This window comes from Rossellomorea sp. y25, assembly GCF_038049935.1.
In the GTDB taxonomy this organism is placed as follows: Bacteria; Bacillota; Bacilli; order Bacillales; family Bacillaceae_B; genus Rossellomorea.
The window spans coordinates 4,335,340-4,353,372 of record NZ_CP145886.1 but is presented as its reverse complement, the minus strand read 5'-3'; the positions used below and the strand labels follow the sequence as shown (position 1 = coordinate 4,353,372).

Here is an 18,033-nt window from a genome sequence, read left to right as displayed (position 1 = left end):
GTGTGTATAAAGTAATGAAAATTACAATTGCTGGAACAGGATATGTGGGTTTATCAAATGCTATATTACTGGGTCAACACAACGAAGTAATTGCATTAGATATCTTACAAGAAAAAGTAGATATGATAAATAACAAAAGGTCTCCAATAATAGATTATGAGATTGAAGAATTCTTAGCAACAAAAAAATTGAATTTAACCGCAACAACAGACAATTATAAAGCATTTAAAGATGCTGAATATATAATCATCTCTACACCTACCAATTATGATCCTAAAAAGAATTATTTTGATACCAGAACTGTAGAAGCTGTTATTGCTAATGTTGTATCTATAAATCCAGATGCAGTTATGGTTATTAAATCTACAGTCCCGGTAGGTTATACAGAAGCAGTACGAGAAAAATTTAAGACAGAAAATATTATCTTTTCTCCAGAGTTTTTAAGAGAAGGTAGAGCATTATATGATAACTTATATCCTTCAAGAATTGTTGTTGGGGAACAGTCTGAAAGAGCAAAAGTTTTTGCTGACTTGTTAGTAGAAGGTGCACTTAAAGAAAATATTGATGTTTTATTTACGAATTCAACAGAGGCTGAAGCTATTAAACTATTTGCAAACACCTATCTAGCAATGAGAGTTGCTTTCTTTAATGAGCTAGACTCTTATGCAGAAATCAGAGGTTTAAATACTAAACAAATTATTGATGGTGTAGGTTTAGACCCCCGAATAGGTGATCATTATAATAATCCTTCATTTGGTTATGGAGGATACTGCCTCCCAAAAGACACGAAGCAATTACTGGCTAACTATGAGGACGTACCAAACAATATCATGACAGCTATAGTTGATGCTAACAGAACAAGAAAAGATCATATTGCAGATATGATAATTAACAGAAATCCTAGGATTGTTGGAATTTATCGACTTACAATGAAAATGGATTCAGATAATTTTAGGCAATCCGCTATACAAGGAGTTATGAAACGAATTAAATCAAAGGGAATTGAAATTGTTGTGTATGAGCCAGCACTTCATGAAGAGACATTTTATAATTCTAGAGTGGTTAATGATTTTGAAGAATTTAAGAGGATATCAGATGTAATCGTTGCGAATCGATTGTCGGATGATCTAAGCGAAGTAGAGGATAAGGTGTATACTAGGGATTTATTTAGTAGGGATTAATAAATTTAACCCGCCGAGCTATTGGTTTGGCGGGTTATTTGACGTTCTTTATCCATTTTGAACCTTAACCTCTAAAAGTTGAACCGTCCCGATGCTTCCTTTGATGAACACAAATAAGATTGCGAGGGACACACATTTTAGTTATGAGAAACGTACCGGCCAGCTAACCATCCGTAAAGAAAAGAATGCTAAGTTATTTTATTCCCTACCAAAAAACCCTCAACCACCCCATTAAACTTCCCACCATACTCCCAAAACATAAGATGCCCACCCAACACCTCTACCTCCGCTTTAGGAGCCAGCTTTCTCAAACTGGAACTCGCTGCTTCCGCCCAATGCTCGGCAACAACAAACAAAGTCGGCACGGCTTCACTGCTCTCAGCCGCCTCCACACGATAATCAGAGAAAAGCCCCGAAGAAAACAAGTTGGCAGCAATATAGTAAGGGGGTTTCAGTGATTGCTCGACAATCCACGTCAATTCTTCTTCCTTCAGCTCCCGTTGGACCATGACGCCCTTGGCATAAGCAGCAATGAAATCCCGTTGTCCTTTTGGATTGCGAAGATAGTTTGTGTACGCCGCAGCCATGTCATCAAGCTTGCCTTCCACCCACTCCTCGTCTTGTTGAACCGATAAAGATTTGGGCGGCATATCAATGAGGACAAGGGATTTGATGTCATCCGTACCGAATTGGCGGATATATTCCCAAACCGTTAAGCATCCGAATGACCAGCCGACAAGCGTTACATTCTCGACTTTTAATTGCTTCAATACCTTATCGAGATCTGTTCCATGCGTGACATAGTCATTCCCGTGAACCGTCATGGTTGATCGGCCGTGGCTTCTCGGATCGATTACAATCGTACGGTGAGTTTTTGAAAAATGCTTCACCTGCTCGGAAAAGACTTCAGTCGTAAATGTAAAACCCGGAATAAAGACAATGGGTTCTCCGCTGCCGATATCCTGAACAAATAATTCGATGCCCGGTTCCACTTCAATATACGTGCCACTTGGGTTCATGGCTGCATCCCCCTGATTCTTTAAATTGGTTTCTACATTATATTCGTTATGGTGATATTTCATATCAGAAATTATTGATCATCAGGATAGTAGGGAATCTGTCCCTCGGTCCCGTATTCATTTTGCTCCAACTTTCGAGTTCTGGCCCCAACCACCTCTATTACTTGAAATAACCCTATATTATTAAGAAAGAAGTCCTGATTCCATTATATTCATAAGGAGAAAATGCCTCTAAATATCGATATCACCCACCGTTTATCCTGTTTTATGTCCCGATACAGTACCAAATGTAGACCCTTTATAATTTAAACAGAGAGACTTGGAAATGATTGGAGGGCTGAAGTGAAGAGTCCATACAGTCATGGTAGTGTCTCTGAATGAAGTTGAGAAGGGGGATACATATTGATGAAGAAGAAAATAGGAAACTCAGCGCTCGTGCTGTCACTCTCGACGGGTTTACTTATTAGCCCGTTATCTTCTGTCGGCAGTGCGGAGGAAGGGGGCAAACCTGATACACCTTTGTTGATTGAGGAGATGCAGCGGCTGAATAAGGAGATGGGGTATCCATTTCAGGATTTGCGCGTTTCAAGCGACATTGATTTAGAGAGCAATGAAAAGAAGAACGTCATCATAGAATTTCTCCATGAGCCACCTCCAGTGAAAGCCTCCAAGAGCTCCAAGTCAAAACGGTCAACTACCATACATCAAGCGAAAGAAGCAGTCGAGAAAGATCATCAAGCATTTAGATCGCAATTTTTAATGAAGCGAGGTAAAGGTCTTTCAATAAAAGTAAATAAAGAATTTAAGCATGCCTTTAATGGGGTTGCCATTGAAATTCCGCAAAACCAGATAAAAGAGCTGCTAGATTCAGAGATTGTGAAAAAGGTATATGTGGATGAAGAGATATCGATTGATCCTCCTCCACCAGTTGAAGCGGCAAGTGATGAAGAGAAGTCTTCCCCTGCACGGGTGGAAACACTTCCTCAAATCGGAGTGGACAAGCTTCAGGAAGAAGGAATAACGGGTGAAGGCATTAAGGTGGGTGTATTAGATACGGGAATCGATTACAATCATCCTGATTTAAAGGATGTGTATCGAGGCGGCTATGACTTTGTCGATAATGACGATGATCCGATGGAAGCGACGTATGAGGACTGGAAGAAGTCCGGAGCCCCGGAGACAAGGGGAGGCCAAACGTATTATACGTCCCATGGTACCCATGTTTCGGGAACCATCGCCGGACAAGAGGCCAATACAGAGAAAGCGTATAGTGTTCAAGGGGTAGCACCGGATGTTGAATTGTATGGATACCGTGTACTGGGTCCTTATGGGACAGGTCCGATGTCAGGGATTATGGCCGGGGTGGATAAAGCGGTTGAGGACGGAATGGACGTGATCAATCTGTCCCTTGGAGCGGCCACCAATGATCCGTTTGACCCGTTATCCGTCACAGTGAACAATGCGATGCTTGCCGGGACGGTGACGGTCATTTCTGCAGGGAACAACGGGAATAAGATGTATACCCTTGGGACTCCGGGGGCGGCACCGCTTCCAATCACCGTGGGGGCAAGCAGTTCACCCATGACAATCCCGGTATCACAGGTTTTATTCAAAGGTGAATCAGAGGTGGATGCAGAGCTGGAAATGATGGCAAAGTCCTTTACCGACGACTTGACACTTTTAGAAAATAAAGAATTTGAGATTGTTGATGTGAAGAGGGGTCTTCCTTTTGACCTGGCAGGGAAGGATTTGGCCGGGAAGGTAGCGTTGGTCGAGTTCGGCTACTTGCACCCGAAAGGTCTCATGAAAACCTTTAAAGAAAAGGGAGTCAAAGCGGTATTGTTCGCGAGCAACTCAGAGAATCATACAGGTTTTTTCATGGGGGAAGGAGCTGATTTCATTCCGGCCTTTTCGATGAAAAAATCAGCATTGGAGTTTATTCGCAGTCAGGAAAGACCGACCATCACCTTCAATGAAATGGGTGAGTACACCACAGAAGGGGATAAACTGGCCGCATTCAGCAGCAGAGGTCCGTCTTTATTTACATACGACATCAAGCCTGAAATTACAGCCCCAGGCGTCCATGTCTATTCGACGGTCCCGGCATATACGGCGGACACGAAGCAGAGGGAAGACTACACCTATGCATACGAACGATACTCGGGTACATCCATGGCGACTCCACATGTGACAGGGGTCGTAGCCTTGCTGCTCGATCAAAATCCTGACTTGACCCCGGCACAAATCAAAACCATCATGATGAACACGGCGGATCCCCTTAATGGCGATTACAGCGTGTATGAAGTGGGAGCCGGAAGGATGGATGCGTATGAAGCCGCTCATTCAGATCTTACGATGACAGTCCATCATGTAGCGAAGTCGGTAGATGGGAATGGAGAGATCATTGACATTCCCAATGCTACTGGAAGCCTGAACTTTGGCGGGATTGTGCTGGAGGATGAAGACAAACTGGAGAAACAAACGATCACCATTGTGAATAATGGAAAAGAAGTGAAGACGTTAAAGGGTGATGTGAATTTCACCGAAAAATCAAAGGACCCTGTGGCAAACGGAGTCAAACTGACGACAGAGAATCAGGTAACGATCAAGCCGGGTGAATCAAAATCCATTGAAGTACAGCTGGAAGTCCCAGCATCTGCTGAGAAAGGTCCATATGATGGCTACATTCAATGGGTGAATGAACAGGATGGGGGTGAAATCTATCAAATCCCATTCGGTGCCAGGGTATTGGGAGAAGGTCTTGCTAAACCGAAGCTGTCCCACTCTGTGATCACACAGGATACGCAGCCACATCCATACATTCAGAATAAAACCGATATTATCACAGAATTCTTTGCTCCTACGATCTACAGTATTCTGGTCCTTTTAAAAGATTATGAAACAGGTAAAGAACTTGGAGTTGTCGGCTGGTACCTCCCTTCTGATATTGAAGAAGGAAAGGATTATGTCATGAAATTCGATGGGAGCTACAACCCCATTGCAAGTTTTGGGCAACAAATAGCACCAGGAAAGGTGAACGCGAAAGAAGGGAAATACATTCTCGAAATCCAGGGAGCATCCTTTGATGGAAACCGATACATCGAACAGGAAGTCATCACGATTGATAACAGCGTTGCTTCCATTGATTTGAATCGAAAGGGAGGCATCTATGAGGTCGATCCCGGCAAGAGTATGAAGATCAATGGGAAAGTGAAAGGGAATGAAGTATGGAAATATGAAAACGTTGGATTTAAGTCACTGAAAGAGGATACCCCTTATGAAAAGGTGAAAACGACGGGTAAGGATAGAATCAATCTCGACTTGGGTCTTGAAGGAAGCGAGAAGATGAAGACGGTGAATCTACTGCCTGTGAATGTTACGAAGAATGCCTATATGTGGCATCCCGATTATCAATACACCTTGATTGAGAAAGGTACACCATATGCCTATTTAGGTTCAGAGAAGATCGTTGATGAGCAAGAAAATCTTTCAATGGATTTGACGTTGAAAAACGTCAAAGAGCTGACTACATCTCAGTATACGTTCACCTACCCTCATCATTTGGAAATGGAAGAGGTTTCGCTCCATCCTGAATTAGAAAAGGCAGCTCAAGAAAAGGGAATGGATGTAACAGTCGAAACGCTGGAAACCCAATTGAATGAGGAATCCACAACCGTCACCGTTCAGGTTTCCACCGCATCAGAAAAACCATTAAAGATCGAAAAGGAAATGGAGATTTTAACACTTTCCTTTAACCAGAAAGCAGGCTCATTCCATAAAGGTCCTCTGGAAATCCAGTTGAACGATGCAGACTTGTCAGGGGGACCGGAATTATTGACCGTTCATGGAATGGTGAATATCATCCCTCCCACTTCTGAAATGAAAGGATATGGAATCGCAAACTTCAGCTGGAGTCAGGTGCAAGAAGCAGATATGGAGAAACTTGACGTCGTCGTAAAAGCAACGGATGAAGAAGGAAAAGAATACGCTGGTACCATGACGGAAACAGGACACTATTTCATTGATGATCTTCCGGCCCAAGAAGAGTCCTACATGGTGGAACTCAAGATTCCTGGACATTTCCGGAGCATCCAGACCATCCCCAACATGAACGATATAGTCGGTAAGCACATATATGGCTCACAGCAGCAATTAAGCAATATCTATTATACAGGCGGGGATGTCAATGGGGACGATGTCATCGACGTCCTGGACGCAGTCGAAATCAAGGACAGCTGGAAAACATCCAAAAACCGCAGCGCCGACATCAACTTTGACGGCATAGTAGACGACCGGGACATGTGGTCGGTCTTCGTCAACTACGAAGCACGAAACACATGGGCGCCCAATCCGCCAATGCCAAAACTTGAACATGAGGGTCAGACATTGGAAGACATATTGGATGAACTGGGAATACGTTAACGGGACGTGGGGACAGGCACCTTGTCCCACATGATTTTAGAGAAGAGAAGCACGGGATTATTCCCGTGTTTTTTTATGGGGTGAGGGAGCAACAATGAGGACCTGTCCCTTGATCCCCAATGTTAATAAGGTCTAATCTTGTCAATTTCATCCCTCAATTCACTATTTTCCCTCCAGAGTTTCTTATTCTGCGAAGTAAGATTTTTCCATATCAAGGATTTGCTGTTGCAGTTTTTTATTTTCATTGAGCAGTCGATCCTGAGCACCCCAAATGTAGTGGAGAATTATCTATGAAAAAAGGGAAATACGGATCTTTTTATGGGTTTAATAGCTTTCCGAAATGTCGTTATACCAAGCAAGTGTCTTGATTTTGGGGTCAGACCCACCATTCCTATGATTTCCCTTATTTATAGGATTTGCTTTATTCCCATCAATCATTGCACAAGCGAGGTTCAATGAATTTAACGAACGAACCAATCTAGACATTTGATTGGAGGACTATAGGGATTCCTCCGGGAGGTTATCTGATGATGTAGTGAGGGTGAAAATCAGAGAGTGTCTGGGCAAATTCGTAATTCCCCAATTTAAGATCCTGTCGAAAAGGTTGAAAGGGATAGGCTGTTGAAGAGAGTGAAGAGGATTGAAGGAGTGTCACAGCAGCAGGCTGCAAGGATTCTGGGGATTGCGGTTCGTTTTTGTATAAGGTTGAGGGGTAGAGTGGGAAGCGTCCCATCTACCCGAAGCTACTGCATATATAAATTTTGGTCCTTAATTTTTACTATTGATGATATTTTCAACCACTTCATCGTTAATGCCCATTAACCCATACGTGGTTTCCATAAAGAATTGTTCATTTTCCTTTCCTTCTTTTAGATATTGAAACACAGGAACAAGTTGGAAGAAATGACGATTAGATTGAGATGATAAATCGAAGTCAGCTTCAATTGTAAATGTATCTCCTGCATCTACAACTATCTCAGAATCCAGCGGTTTCTCATTTACCATGATATTCTTATACGTAATTTCTTCATTAGGATTATAAAGCTTCTTAATCGTTATAGGTTTATTGGTGTTATTTTTAAAAGTACCATTAAAAGTGGTGTTAGGATAAGACGCATTATAACTTCCCTCTGCTATAATGTCTTGATTATCGCCATTTGGTTTTACCATTACCGTAAATTCTCCAATTTTATGTACTTCTGGTTCTCCTTCTTTAAAGAACAAGGAAATTTCCGAAATTGTTTCAATTCCTTCGGTAGCACCTGGACTAATGTTTACTATCAAGTTACCAATGCGCTTCTGATTCCCGATTTGATCACCTTTAGCAACTTCAAAATCCTTTACTTTGAATAAGCCTTTACCATTAAATGAGACACTCACTAAATCGTCTAGCTTTGAATTCTTTCCTTTTTCAACATAAACTAAATTGAAAACCTTAACTTGTGTTTCATCAGTAAAAACCACATTTCCTCTCCATTTTCCAAAATGAACTTCAGATGCTTTTGGAGGCAGAACCTCATCTTCAGTAGAAGCTTTAGAATTTTCTCCAGATAATAAGGTATATGCTACATAAGAAGCAATAAGGACAAAGGTTAAAGTTATTAATACCCATCTCGTTCTTGATTTCATGAGTTATCTGCCTCCAATAATTGTTTATCTGTATACTACACGCAGGTACTGGTCCCTAGTTGGTTCATAAGCGTAATGATAGCTAGTATGAACTACTGCACCACCCATTTTCTCTTGATACTTAACATAGTACTTATTGAAATCTCCGTATAAAGCTAATCTGTTGTCTCTAGAAGGATCAGCTGGAATAGAAATTGTTACAGAATAACTTTTTGAGTATGAACCAGAAAGGCCAAGTTGTACCTTGATTGTATCCTTTATTGTAGCATCAGCACTACCTGATACCGTTAGAGTAGTAGTTGTCGTTGAACTCCATCTGTAGTTATCTGCACCTTGCCAAGTACTGGTTAGATATTTTACGAATTTATAAACTTCACCATAACTTGAAATCTTCGTTGCATGTCTTGTGTAATTTACACATGCGATACAATCTGGCTCTACAGCTGCATCTGGACCTGTTGCCTTATCAATTGAAACCTTTTCCTGCGCTTCTGTCGCTGTAACCTTTATTTGTTCACCCAGTTCAACTGATTGCCCATCAATTACATCAGTTTCTACACTTGATCCAGAACTTGCAAAAGCGGCATTACCTGTAAATAGCATTGCGATCAAAGAAACCGTACCTAACATCTTAAGTATTTTTTTCACCTAATTCTCCTCTTTCTATATATTATTTGATGTTTCTTAAAACTATCCTCCATTCCTCTAGTTGAAAATATTGTACAATACAAAATTTTCTGGAGATTTCTCCATTTCCAGTTATTTCATTCGTTATAGTCGATGAAAGATTCTATATTCATGGGTTTTGAGCAAATAATATAAAGATACTTATGTAAGAACCTTTTACCGGATAATTAATTTATTTTGGAGATATTCGTTAGGTGTCGATTTACTTTCCTTAGCCATTTCTTCGGCATACTGTAAAACTACTCTATGAATCTCCTGCCAGCCGAATAAACTGGGACCTAATTTAAACTGGGTTATACACCGATTATCCTCATGGGCCATAGTTTAGGTGTGAATAAAGCCATCCATTATCTATCTGAAGAGGTGCCCCGCCTATTACTGGTTTAATACTCGCATCCCCTCCTGATCTGGTGGGGCTCTCCAAGCGCTATGACCCTCATCGAAACGACATGATTCACGAAGCAAAGACGAATGTGAATAACGGCGAACCAACGAAGCTTCTCTCACATCTTCACGATGGATGGCTTGAAACCAGCTCACAAACGTACCTGGAGCGTTGCTTAGAAGGATGTGAGGCGGATAATCTCCCTATCTTGGAAAATCCAGATACCTTTGCCGCGCTATCTACCTTACGCATCCCTATTTTTGCGTTCATGGAGACGTAAACGAAGTAAACATTCACACACCGAATGAAGATTTGGCGTTGATGAAGGAAAAAGCGACAGCGTGCCAAAAGTTCGAATATATGGTTTTGGAAGGAACCAATCACAACTATGAAGGAAATGAACAGGAGATGGCGGAAGTGGTTGTGAATTGGATGGAACGGCAGTTTAAGGTTGGAGCGTTTTGAGTGCCTTTTAACAAATGAAACAACCTGTTGGGACGGGGGGACAGGCACCGTGTCCCAAATGATTTCTAGAAGAGAAGGAAGCGAGACACCTTATAAAACGATTTATAGGTAACCCTACGCATCTACTTTCTCCCGGAAAATTACTGAACTAGAATGGTAAGCTCATATGTAGCTTTTCACCGGTAGCGGACCATTCCCAAATGATCCGAAATCCCCTCAATCTTAGGCGTAAGAAAGTCTATATACACCTGATCCCGCCTTATTTCAAACATATGCAAGGCGTGTTTGAAATAAGGCAGGGCTTTTTCATCGTCACCAACCAGCTCATAGTTATAGCCTATCTGGTAATGCAATTCGCCTAATCCCCACAGAAGCTCTTCTTCCAGACACCATTTGATGGCATCGAGGCAATAAGCCGTCGAATCCTCGAGTTCCCCCATGCGTGTCAGCACTCTGGATATATTGTAATACAGGCGCGCTTTAATCGACTTATCCTGTAGTAGCTCAGTGGTATGGAGGGCCTTCTCGACCCGGCATATCGTTGGATGGAAAAGTGAATGGTGCCGATGCTTGAAAGAATCTGCATTTCTCTTTCGGACATCGCTTTTTTATCATTAGCCGTCAGCTGATAGGCGTGATGCAATAGATCGAAGGAGGTGTCATGATCCTTCTCGACCTCATATTGATAAATCCCTTTGTGCCAGTATAGAAGCTGTAGCTTATCTTGATCCTTATAGAACAACGGGTTCTTTTCCTCTGTCTTGACCAACTCCATCATCTCTTCGAAGCGTCTGTTGACCCGCATGTATCGTAATTGTTTCTCTACTTCCTTCATATAATCCAGTCGCGTGGTGGTCCCGATTTCAAAGAAATAGTTCACATCGACGCCCAGTTTGACTGAGATTTGGTATAGGGCCGTTGCACTTGGGTAAATATCTCCTTTTTCGATCCGGCTGATGAGCGCCTGGGTACAGATTCCTTCAGCAAGCTCCCCTTGGGTGATCCCGACAGATTTTCTCATTTCCTTGATCTTCTTTCCGATTACGGAGTAATTCACCGTGCCACCTCCCAGCTCAGATTTCTATTTTTATAGTTTAACAGAAAAGATGTCTTTTCATGGATAGCAATCGATCGTGGATGGGACGTGGGGACAGGCACCCTGTCCCACGATTACATAGAAGGAACAACCACCATGATTCCATTTAGCTGAATAGTAATAATATTTTAAAAATACCCAAAGCAATTATAAAAAAAGTCGAAACGATTTTGATACGCTAGTTCTAGCTTATAAAAAACACGATGTAAGGAGAATGAGTAAATGGATCAGGAAAGGTATGGTTTATCCAGAAGAAAGTTCTTAAAGGACGCAGGGAGGATCGGCGGCGCTTCTGCTGTGCTCGGAGTGACCGGTTCCATGGGATTGTTTGGACCCCAACCGGCAGGTGCGAAAGAACATCAAACGAATAAACACCACACGAAGCAACCGGGAAAAAACAGTTCTTATATGCTGCTGAACGTACGTTTAGAAAGCGGATATCAGTATGAAGGTGGAGAGGTCGTCGCTACAAGCACGGTGTTGAAAAACATCCGCATCGATCAAGGCAAAATCACGAAGATTACAGATACGGGTGTACCATATGAAAAGCACCTTGATTGCTATGACGCCGATGGAAGGCTGCTTCTTCCTTCTTTTAAGGAAATGCATATCCATCTGGATAAAACCTATTATGGTGGTCCTTGGAAAGCGGCAGCCACCAGGAAAAATGGTATTTTCTCCATGATCGAATTGGAACAGTCGCTGCTACTGGAATTACTTCCGACTGCCCAGGAGCGTGCAGAGAAGCTGATTGAGTTGATCCTCGGGTATGGTTCCACCTTTGCGAGAAGCCATTGTAACATCGATCCGGTAGTAGGCCTTAAGAATCTGGAAAAATTGCAGCTTGCCTTAGCCAACTATTCAGATAAGTTAGGGCATGAGATTGTGGCATTCCCGCAGCACGGTTTACTCCTTTCTGATTCTGAAGGACTCATACGTGAGGCTATGCAGCTTGGCGTGACACATGTCGGCGGACTCGATCCAACCAAAGTCGATGGAGATATGGAAAAGTCATTGCAAACCATGGTACAAATTGCGGCTGATTATCAGGCCGGGATCGATATTCACCTTCATGAGGGAGGGGAAACCGGTCTAAAGGCGATACGCAGATTAGCCGATCTGACTGAGGAAGCGGGCCTTCAAGGAAAAGTAACCATCAGTCACGCGTTCGCCCTTGCAGACTTGGCACCTGGCGCTGACGTGGAGATGGCGAACCGCCTGGCATCATTGGGCATTTCCATTGCCTCCCATGTACCGAACGGGAAAGGCGTCATGCCGATTCCGATGCTTCAGGAGCAGAATGTAAACGTCATGCTTGGAAATGACAGTATCACCGATCATTGGTCACCATTTGGGATCGGGGACATCCTTCATAAGGCACACCGGGCTGCCGAACTGTATGGCTGGTCCAGTGAGTACAAACTGTCACGGGCACTTTCTCTGGCAACCGGAGGGATCACACCATTGAATGAGTCGGGTAAACAAGTATGGCCGAAGGTGGGGGATGAAGCAACAGCCGTCCTTGTTCCTGCAAGCTGTTCCGCTGAAACGGTGGCCCGCCTGCCTAAATGTGATGCCGTTCTCTATAAGGGGAATGTGGCATCCGGTTCTCTTGATGGTGTGAAGCCGAATGGAAAGAACCCAAAAATGAACGGATAATGGATTGAATTTTACACGCTACGAAAATATCATGGTGAGGAGGGGACATGAATGATTCAAAATATTGGAATACCGGGCTTGATATTGGTTTTAGTCATTGCGCTTATCATCTTCGGCCCATCCAAGCTCCCTGAAATCGGAAGAGCCTTCGGATCGACCTTAAGGGAATTTAAAAAGTCTACGAGGGAATTGGTTTCAGATGGCGAGTCTGAAAGCCGCGAATCCAAAACCAACAATGAAAAGTAAATGAATGATCGATCGATGGTAAGGTGCAGGTATTCGTTACTTGCACCTTCTATTATTTTAGGGAGTAAGGGTTTATACCATTAAGCTTTACTAAAGATTTTTTCCCAACCAGAGGTGTATGTATGGAGAAGATGGATTTGAACTTAATTGGACATTTGGAAGAATTGCGCAAACGACTGATCATCACACTTGCTACATTTGTGGTGTTTTTTCTGATTGCTTTCTATTATATCCGGGATCTATATGAATGGTTCATCCAGGATTTCCCGATCAAGCTAGCCGTTCTGGGACCGAGTGACATCCTATGGGTGTATTTACTGCTGTCGAGTGTCGTAGCCCTTGCCGGAACCATTCCAGTGGCCGCTTATCAGATTTGGCTCTTTGTCCGGCCAGCCTTACATGAACATGAGCGGAAAGTGACCCTTGCCTACATCCCGGCATTATTCATCCTTTTCATTCTGGGCATCTGCATGGGATACTTTCTGATCTTTCCCATCGTTCTTGACTTTCTATTGTCTTTATCCGGGGATATGTTCATGGAGTTCTTTACCGTGGAGAAATACTTTCGCTTCATGATCAGTATGACGCTGCCATTTGGTTTCTTGTTTGAACTGCCGGTCGTCATCATGTTTCTCACAAGCATCGGGGTATTGAACCCTTATCGCTTACAAAAGACGAGGAAGTATGCTTATTTCTTTCTGATTGTGACGTCTGTTTTGATTACGCCTCCTGATTTTTTATCAGATGTTCTCGTGATTGTTCCTTTATTGTTGTTGTATGAATGCAGTGTGGTGTTATCGAAGGTGGTTTATCGGCGGAGGAAGGGGGACGGGGGGACAGGCACCGTGTCCCAATAGATTTGTTTAAACAAACGTTTGATTAGAAAGTCCAAAGCCCTCCGCTTGTGCGATTTAGATCTAAACGACCGTTTGATTAAGATAGGGACAGAGGAACTGCTCCAAAAGTAAAAAGACGAGGGGATGATTTCCCTCGTCTTTTTTTGAATTCTGGGACAGGGAACCTGTCCCCGTGTCCCTAATTCACACCCAATTCTTCCAAGATGTCCTCAAGTGTGACTCCTTCACTTTCTGTTTGTGGCTCAGGAGGATCTTGGACATCCGGATTCTGCAGTAAGTAGTTCTGGACTACCCAATTAAGGTCTTTGTTGTCTACTGTTCTATCGAAATTGATGTCCGCATTGCGATTCGTTGAATGCCAGTTCTCTTTGATGAGCAAGGCATCGAGAATGTCAATGGTATCATCTTGGTTCACATCGCCTGGTGTTGGATAGAACGTAAATAGGTTTATTTGTTGACCAAGGACCTCATCACCCATTTGTACACCGACTCCCGCTGATTGATGTACGGTAAAATGTCCCGGTAAGGAAATGTCTAATCGGAATGGTTCTGATGTGATAGGCAACTTAGATAGGACAAAATCGCCATATCGATTCACACTGCCTGTTCCGTCATATTCGGTCCCGTCTGGATACTGGAGGTTGATGGTGGCTCCCACGGTTGTCCAGTCTAAACCGAAGCTTACGCCACGCGAACTAACCCTTCCGATAAGCTCCGAATAAGTTGGAACAATGTTGATGGATTCTGAAGCAAAAGGAATCGTTTTTCCCTCATCAAGATGGTTCGTGTACGTAAAGGTTGGCTTCATTTCTCCGATGACTTGGAAACTGGAATCTTTTACTTTGATTTCGAGGTCGACTGCCTTTAGCTCTCCGCTCATGGGATGATCAACATCCAATGTAACGTTGAGATTGTTTCCTTGAAGTTCTGAATTCACGACGGGGTTAGCGTCATCACTCAACTGCACATTCGGTCGAACGTCCACGACGTCAAAATACTTCGCGAAATTCGGGATAGTCCATTTTCCTGATACCAGATCTTTTACGTTGTCTACGACTAGAGTGGTCGTGAACGTGTCTCCCATGTTTACCGTCGATGCGTTAGAATCCATGTATCCGTATGGCATTCCTTCTTTAATAAAATAATAGGTCTTCTTTTCACTCCTATTATTAGCTGCGTCATTTGCAAAGATAGCATAGCTCATAAAAGGTTTGTTCGCGTCCAACGGTACCTTCAGAGAAATGGATCCATCAGCTGCCACCGGCAGTACAGGGTTGTAATTGTTATTGATGGAATAATTGATTGTATTCAAGCTTTGATCTACGTTCATCCCCGCACTTATCATTTGATCAATTTCAGAATCGTGCACTTTCACGGCCAACGTGTATTCTTCTTGATTGGCTGGATATTCAATGACAGGGGACGCGTTTTCATCTAATGCACTCCACAAGGTTGGGTTCTTAGGATCTATGAAAATATTCATTTCCTGTGTAAACACTAGATCCCGCTTACTGGTTCCGATTGCTTTGATTTTATAAAAACCTGGCTGTGCTTTCGTAGTCTTTGAGGCGATCGGTTGTTCTTCCTCATCGGTAAATCGGAAGTACTCTCCATTAAATACGTCGCTGACCAGATAATGTATGCCGTCGTAAGCAGATTCAAGATTAAGTGACCCCAGGTAACCCAGGTCTTCCCCGGTGTTCCCTTCTGTTAAGACAAAGTCTATTTTTTTCATAGGTGACTTGAAGCTGAATTGAAGATCCACCCATGATTTAGCAAAGTAGTTCCGTTTCACATGAACATAAGGGGGTGAAATGGCAGGAGAAGAAAGCTCAGTGAAATGGAAACCGCTTTCCATGGTCCTGAAGGCAAATGGAATTCGATAGCTTTCTTCTTGGTCTACTTTGTTTTCAAACGTAATATAGCCTTCATACATGCCAATTTCAGCAGTCTTTGGAACGGTTAAGAAAACATTTGTCTTTGTTTCAGAATTCGATTTTACTTTCACTATATCGTCGACGATCACTTGTACGCCATTTTCTTCAGCATCCAAGGAAGTTTCAGTGAATTCTACTGAAACATCAAACTGTTTTTTCTTCTTTCCCTTATTCTCAATGGTAATCGATCTTTGTGTACGAACATGTCCTTCATCTGGAAAATAAGAGCCGAAGCTGAGCCCGCCGGTTATTTCGTCTAACTCTACTTTCTCTCCATGATCGATCATAGGGGTCTTATCCATGACTTTCAATTCTACCTCTGAATGAATGGCCTCGTAAGGACTTACTCTCCCTGCCCCGATATCAAACACACTATATTCACCATTTAAAGGAACCGATGTATTCATTAAGAGTGTTTTAATATCTGCCGGTTGAAGGTCAGGGTTATTCTGAAGCATAAGAGCTGCAATTCCCGCTACGTGTGGGGCAGCCATGGATGTACCTGAATAACGGTCATAGGCAAATTGGTAATCGGATGAGGCAGCGTTGAACACGGAATAGGCCGGTACCGTAGAAAGAATGCTTACCCCTGGTGCCGTCACTTCTGGTTTGATATCGATATTTTCCCTGGAAGGGCCCCGTGAGCTGAATTCGGCAAGTTCATCCTCTTTCGTATAACTCACTGTGTAGTTTGAAAACACGAGTTTTGCCTCACCAGAATGAAGAAGATCCTTTAGCTCCAGTCCATCTTGATTGTTCATGTAAAAGGTGGGAACATAACGGTGATCTTCCCCCGTATAGTAAGAAAATTCTTCTGCTTCAGGGTCATTATGATAGACTAATAGCGCTTTCGCACCGTGTTCCTGTGCATAGACAATTTTATCTTGTGTACCAATGACTCCACGATTGACCAGTACGACTTTTCCTTCAACATTTTTCCCATCGTAGTCACTTCTTTTTCCATCCCCAAGGTCTACAATGTCAAACGACTGGTTCTCAAACGAGCGTAAATCGGTGACGAAATCATTGGCGTATTCTTGCAGTTCAATAGATACATCTTTTCCGTCTGATGCTGTAAAGTTTACAATCGGCAGGGAAGTGGAACTGGCACCTACAGTCAGTGCATAGGCAGCTGCCCCGGGTGTACCCAGTGAGTACGCCTTTGAACCGGTGTTTCCTGCTGAAACGACGGCCACAACTCCACTCAATACGGCATTGTTAATGGCAATGCTCGTTGGATCAAAGGGTTCATTCGCGGTCATCCCTAAGGAGAGGTTGATGATATCCATCCCATCTGAAACGGCTCTGTCAATCCCGGCGATAATGTCTTCCGACTGCCCAGATCCATAAGGACCCAATACCCGGTAGCCGTACAATTGAACATCAGGGGCAACACCCTTCACAGTCACTCCACCGGTGTTTTTACCTTGAGCTGCGATGGTACCTGATACATGAGTTCCATGAGAGGTATAGTAAAAATTAAAATTGTCTACAAGGGGACGTCCCGATGCTTTCCAATCCTCATAGGTCGTCTCCATGGGATCATCGTCGTTATCCACGATGTCATAACCACCTGCAAACGCATCCTTTAGATCCGGGTGATGGTAATCAATCCCCGTATCGATTACGCCCACTTTTACTCCCTTTCCTGTGATGCCTTCCTCATGGAGTCGATCGATTCCTAAAAACGGGATGCTGTCTGCCATATGTGGTGTAAAGGGCTCTTGATTGTTTTCTTGTTCTTGTTCTGGTTCAATCGAAAACGTATTGTTTTTATAAATGGCTTTAATCTCATCGAGCTCTAATAATGTCTCAATCTTGTCGGCTGCCAATGTTACCGCCATTCCATTAAATGCTGTCTGATAGGTTTTTTCTATTTTGATGTTGTTCTTTTTAGCATAGGCTTTAAATTCTTGATGCTCACCTTGTACCTTCTCCCTGGCTTCCTTCGTTGAAAGATCTATCCCTTGTAATGCAGAGGTAAGTCTGGAGATTTCTTCAGGTTTTGATTGGAATTCAATGATGACCGTTGTGTCTGCTTCTATCAGTAAGTCCCTCGGTTCAAAACCTAGTAACCCTTCATTTTGAGTCGCCTCTAATTTTTTTAAAGCCTTTCGTTGCTCTTCTGACAAGGAAGATAATAGGTCTACAGTGGAATCCTTTGAAGCCGCCTGGGTATTCTCTATTACACTAGTAAAAGGTGTGTAAATGGATAAAAGGAGAGTCGCTGTAACTAAAAGGTATGTACTCTTTTTAAGCTTTGATTTCTTTCTTGACTGAAATAATCTTGGTTTCATCAAATTTCCCCCACATCAACTAAATTAAAATCATGTCTTCTTCATGTTCCGGCTACTTTGGTTCTATTAGGAAGATGATCGATCTAAAGAAGCAATGAAAATTCTTCAAAGCAGGGAAACGATTAGTAGTCCAGAAATAGGTATCAACTGAAC

General features: G+C 42.8%; 13 protein-coding genes. 7 read left to right on the top strand and 6 right to left on the bottom strand.

Annotated elements, in window-relative coordinates:
- The first annotated feature begins 14 nt into the window (after positions 1 to 14).
- The gene (locus tag AAEM60_RS21670) at positions 15 to 1,181 is read left to right on the top strand and encodes a nucleotide sugar dehydrogenase (RefSeq protein ID WP_341357130.1); all 1,167 of its coding nucleotides are present in this window, start codon (positions 15 to 17) and stop codon (positions 1,179 to 1,181) included.
- Between the two features lie 188 nt (positions 1,182 to 1,369).
- Here the strand turns inward: AAEM60_RS21670 and AAEM60_RS21665 are convergent, their stop codons facing one another.
- Positions 1,370 to 2,200 carry an alpha/beta hydrolase gene (locus AAEM60_RS21665; protein ID WP_341357129.1) on the bottom strand — a complete coding sequence of 277 codons (831 nt, stop codon included), beginning with the start codon at positions 2,198 to 2,200 and terminating at the stop codon, positions 1,370 to 1,372.
- Between the two features lie 405 nt (positions 2,201 to 2,605).
- On the opposite strand from AAEM60_RS21665, the gene AAEM60_RS21660 reads away from it, so the two are divergent.
- Entirely contained in the window at positions 2,606 to 6,622 is a 4,017-nt protein-coding gene (locus AAEM60_RS21660; protein WP_341357128.1) for a S8 family serine peptidase, read from the top strand.
- 768 nt (positions 6,623 to 7,390) lie between these two features.
- Here the strand turns inward: AAEM60_RS21660 and AAEM60_RS21655 are convergent.
- Both AAEM60_RS21655 and AAEM60_RS21650 read right to left on the bottom strand, forming a co-directional pair.
- Positions 7,391 to 8,251, bottom strand: a complete 861-nt coding sequence (locus tag AAEM60_RS21655) for a hypothetical protein (protein ID WP_341357127.1) — start codon at positions 8,249 to 8,251, stop codon at positions 7,391 to 7,393.
- 24 nt (positions 8,252 to 8,275) lie between these two features.
- Positions 8,276 to 8,899 (bottom strand): hypothetical protein, encoded by a 624-nt coding sequence (locus AAEM60_RS21650; protein WP_299744286.1) that lies wholly within the window; start codon positions 8,897 to 8,899, stop codon positions 8,276 to 8,278.
- 488 nt (positions 8,900 to 9,387) lie between these two features.
- Between AAEM60_RS21650 and AAEM60_RS21645 the strand changes: the two genes are divergently transcribed.
- Positions 9,388 to 9,603 (top strand): hypothetical protein, encoded by a 216-nt coding sequence (locus AAEM60_RS21645; RefSeq protein ID WP_341357126.1) that lies wholly within the window; start codon positions 9,388 to 9,390, stop codon positions 9,601 to 9,603.
- Between the two features lie 38 nt (positions 9,604 to 9,641).
- Positions 9,642 to 9,788 (top strand): hypothetical protein, encoded by a 147-nt coding sequence (locus tag AAEM60_RS21640; RefSeq protein ID WP_341357125.1) that lies wholly within the window; start codon positions 9,642 to 9,644, stop codon positions 9,786 to 9,788.
- 176 nt (positions 9,789 to 9,964) lie between these two features.
- Here the strand turns inward: AAEM60_RS21640 and AAEM60_RS21635 are convergent, their stop codons facing one another.
- Both AAEM60_RS21635 and AAEM60_RS21630 read right to left on the bottom strand, forming a co-directional pair.
- Positions 9,965 to 10,228 (bottom strand): hypothetical protein, encoded by a 264-nt coding sequence (locus AAEM60_RS21635; RefSeq protein ID WP_341357124.1) that lies wholly within the window; start codon positions 10,226 to 10,228, stop codon positions 9,965 to 9,967.
- 5 nt (positions 10,229 to 10,233) lie between these two features.
- The gene (locus AAEM60_RS21630) at positions 10,234 to 10,845 is read right to left on the bottom strand and encodes a helix-turn-helix transcriptional regulator (protein WP_341357123.1); all 612 of its coding nucleotides are present in this window, start codon (positions 10,843 to 10,845) and stop codon (positions 10,234 to 10,236) included.
- Positions 10,846 to 11,106: 261 nt separating this feature from the next.
- Between AAEM60_RS21630 and AAEM60_RS21625 the strand changes: the two genes are divergently transcribed.
- The 3 genes from AAEM60_RS21625 to tatC all read left to right on the top strand — a co-directional run bounded on the left by AAEM60_RS21625 (position 11,107) and on the right by tatC (position 13,646).
- Positions 11,107 to 12,543 carry an amidohydrolase gene (locus AAEM60_RS21625; protein WP_341357122.1) on the top strand — a complete coding sequence of 479 codons (1,437 nt, stop codon included), beginning with the start codon at positions 11,107 to 11,109 and terminating at the stop codon, positions 12,541 to 12,543.
- Positions 12,544 to 12,594: 51 nt separating this feature from the next.
- Positions 12,595 to 12,789, top strand: a complete 195-nt coding sequence (locus AAEM60_RS21620) for a twin-arginine translocase TatA/TatE family subunit (RefSeq protein WP_299744311.1) — start codon at positions 12,595 to 12,597, stop codon at positions 12,787 to 12,789.
- 122 nt (positions 12,790 to 12,911) lie between these two features.
- Positions 12,912 to 13,646 (top strand): twin-arginine translocase subunit TatC, encoded by a 735-nt coding sequence (gene tatC / locus AAEM60_RS21615; RefSeq protein WP_299744314.1) that lies wholly within the window; start codon positions 12,912 to 12,914, stop codon positions 13,644 to 13,646.
- 178 nt (positions 13,647 to 13,824) lie between these two features.
- Here the strand turns inward: tatC and AAEM60_RS21610 are convergent, their stop codons facing one another.
- A complete protein-coding gene (locus tag AAEM60_RS21610; RefSeq protein ID WP_341357121.1) occupies positions 13,825 to 17,880 on the bottom strand; it encodes a S8 family serine peptidase in 4,056 nt (1,351 codons plus the stop codon).
- Positions 17,881 to 18,033 lie beyond the last annotated feature (153 nt).

Excerpts from the sequence above, each read along its gene's own strand:
- AAEM60_RS21645 (WP_341357126.1), top strand. The coding sequence starts at position 9,388 with ATGATTCACGAAGCAAAGACGAATGTGAATAACGGCGAACCAACGAAG.
- AAEM60_RS21610 (WP_341357121.1), bottom strand. The coding sequence starts at position 17,880 with ATGAAACCAAGATTATTTCAGTCAAGAAAGAAATCAAAGCTTAAAAAG.
- AAEM60_RS21665 (WP_341357129.1), bottom strand. The coding sequence starts at position 2,200 with ATGAACCCAAGTGGCACGTATATTGAAGTGGAACCGGGCATCGAATTA.
- AAEM60_RS21670 (WP_341357130.1), top strand. The coding sequence starts at position 15 with ATGAAAATTACAATTGCTGGAACAGGATATGTGGGTTTATCAAATGCT.
- AAEM60_RS21660 (WP_341357128.1), top strand. The coding sequence starts at position 2,606 with ATGAAGAAGAAAATAGGAAACTCAGCGCTCGTGCTGTCACTCTCGACG.
- AAEM60_RS21620 (WP_299744311.1), top strand. The coding sequence starts at position 12,595 with ATGATTCAAAATATTGGAATACCGGGCTTGATATTGGTTTTAGTCATT.
- AAEM60_RS21635 (WP_341357124.1), bottom strand. The coding sequence starts at position 10,228 with ATGGGGGAACTCGAGGATTCGACGGCTTATTGCCTCGATGCCATCAAA.
- AAEM60_RS21655 (WP_341357127.1), bottom strand. The coding sequence starts at position 8,251 with ATGAAATCAAGAACGAGATGGGTATTAATAACTTTAACCTTTGTCCTT.
- tatC (WP_299744314.1), top strand. The coding sequence starts at position 12,912 with ATGGAGAAGATGGATTTGAACTTAATTGGACATTTGGAAGAATTGCGC.
- AAEM60_RS21625 (WP_341357122.1), top strand. The coding sequence starts at position 11,107 with ATGGATCAGGAAAGGTATGGTTTATCCAGAAGAAAGTTCTTAAAGGAC.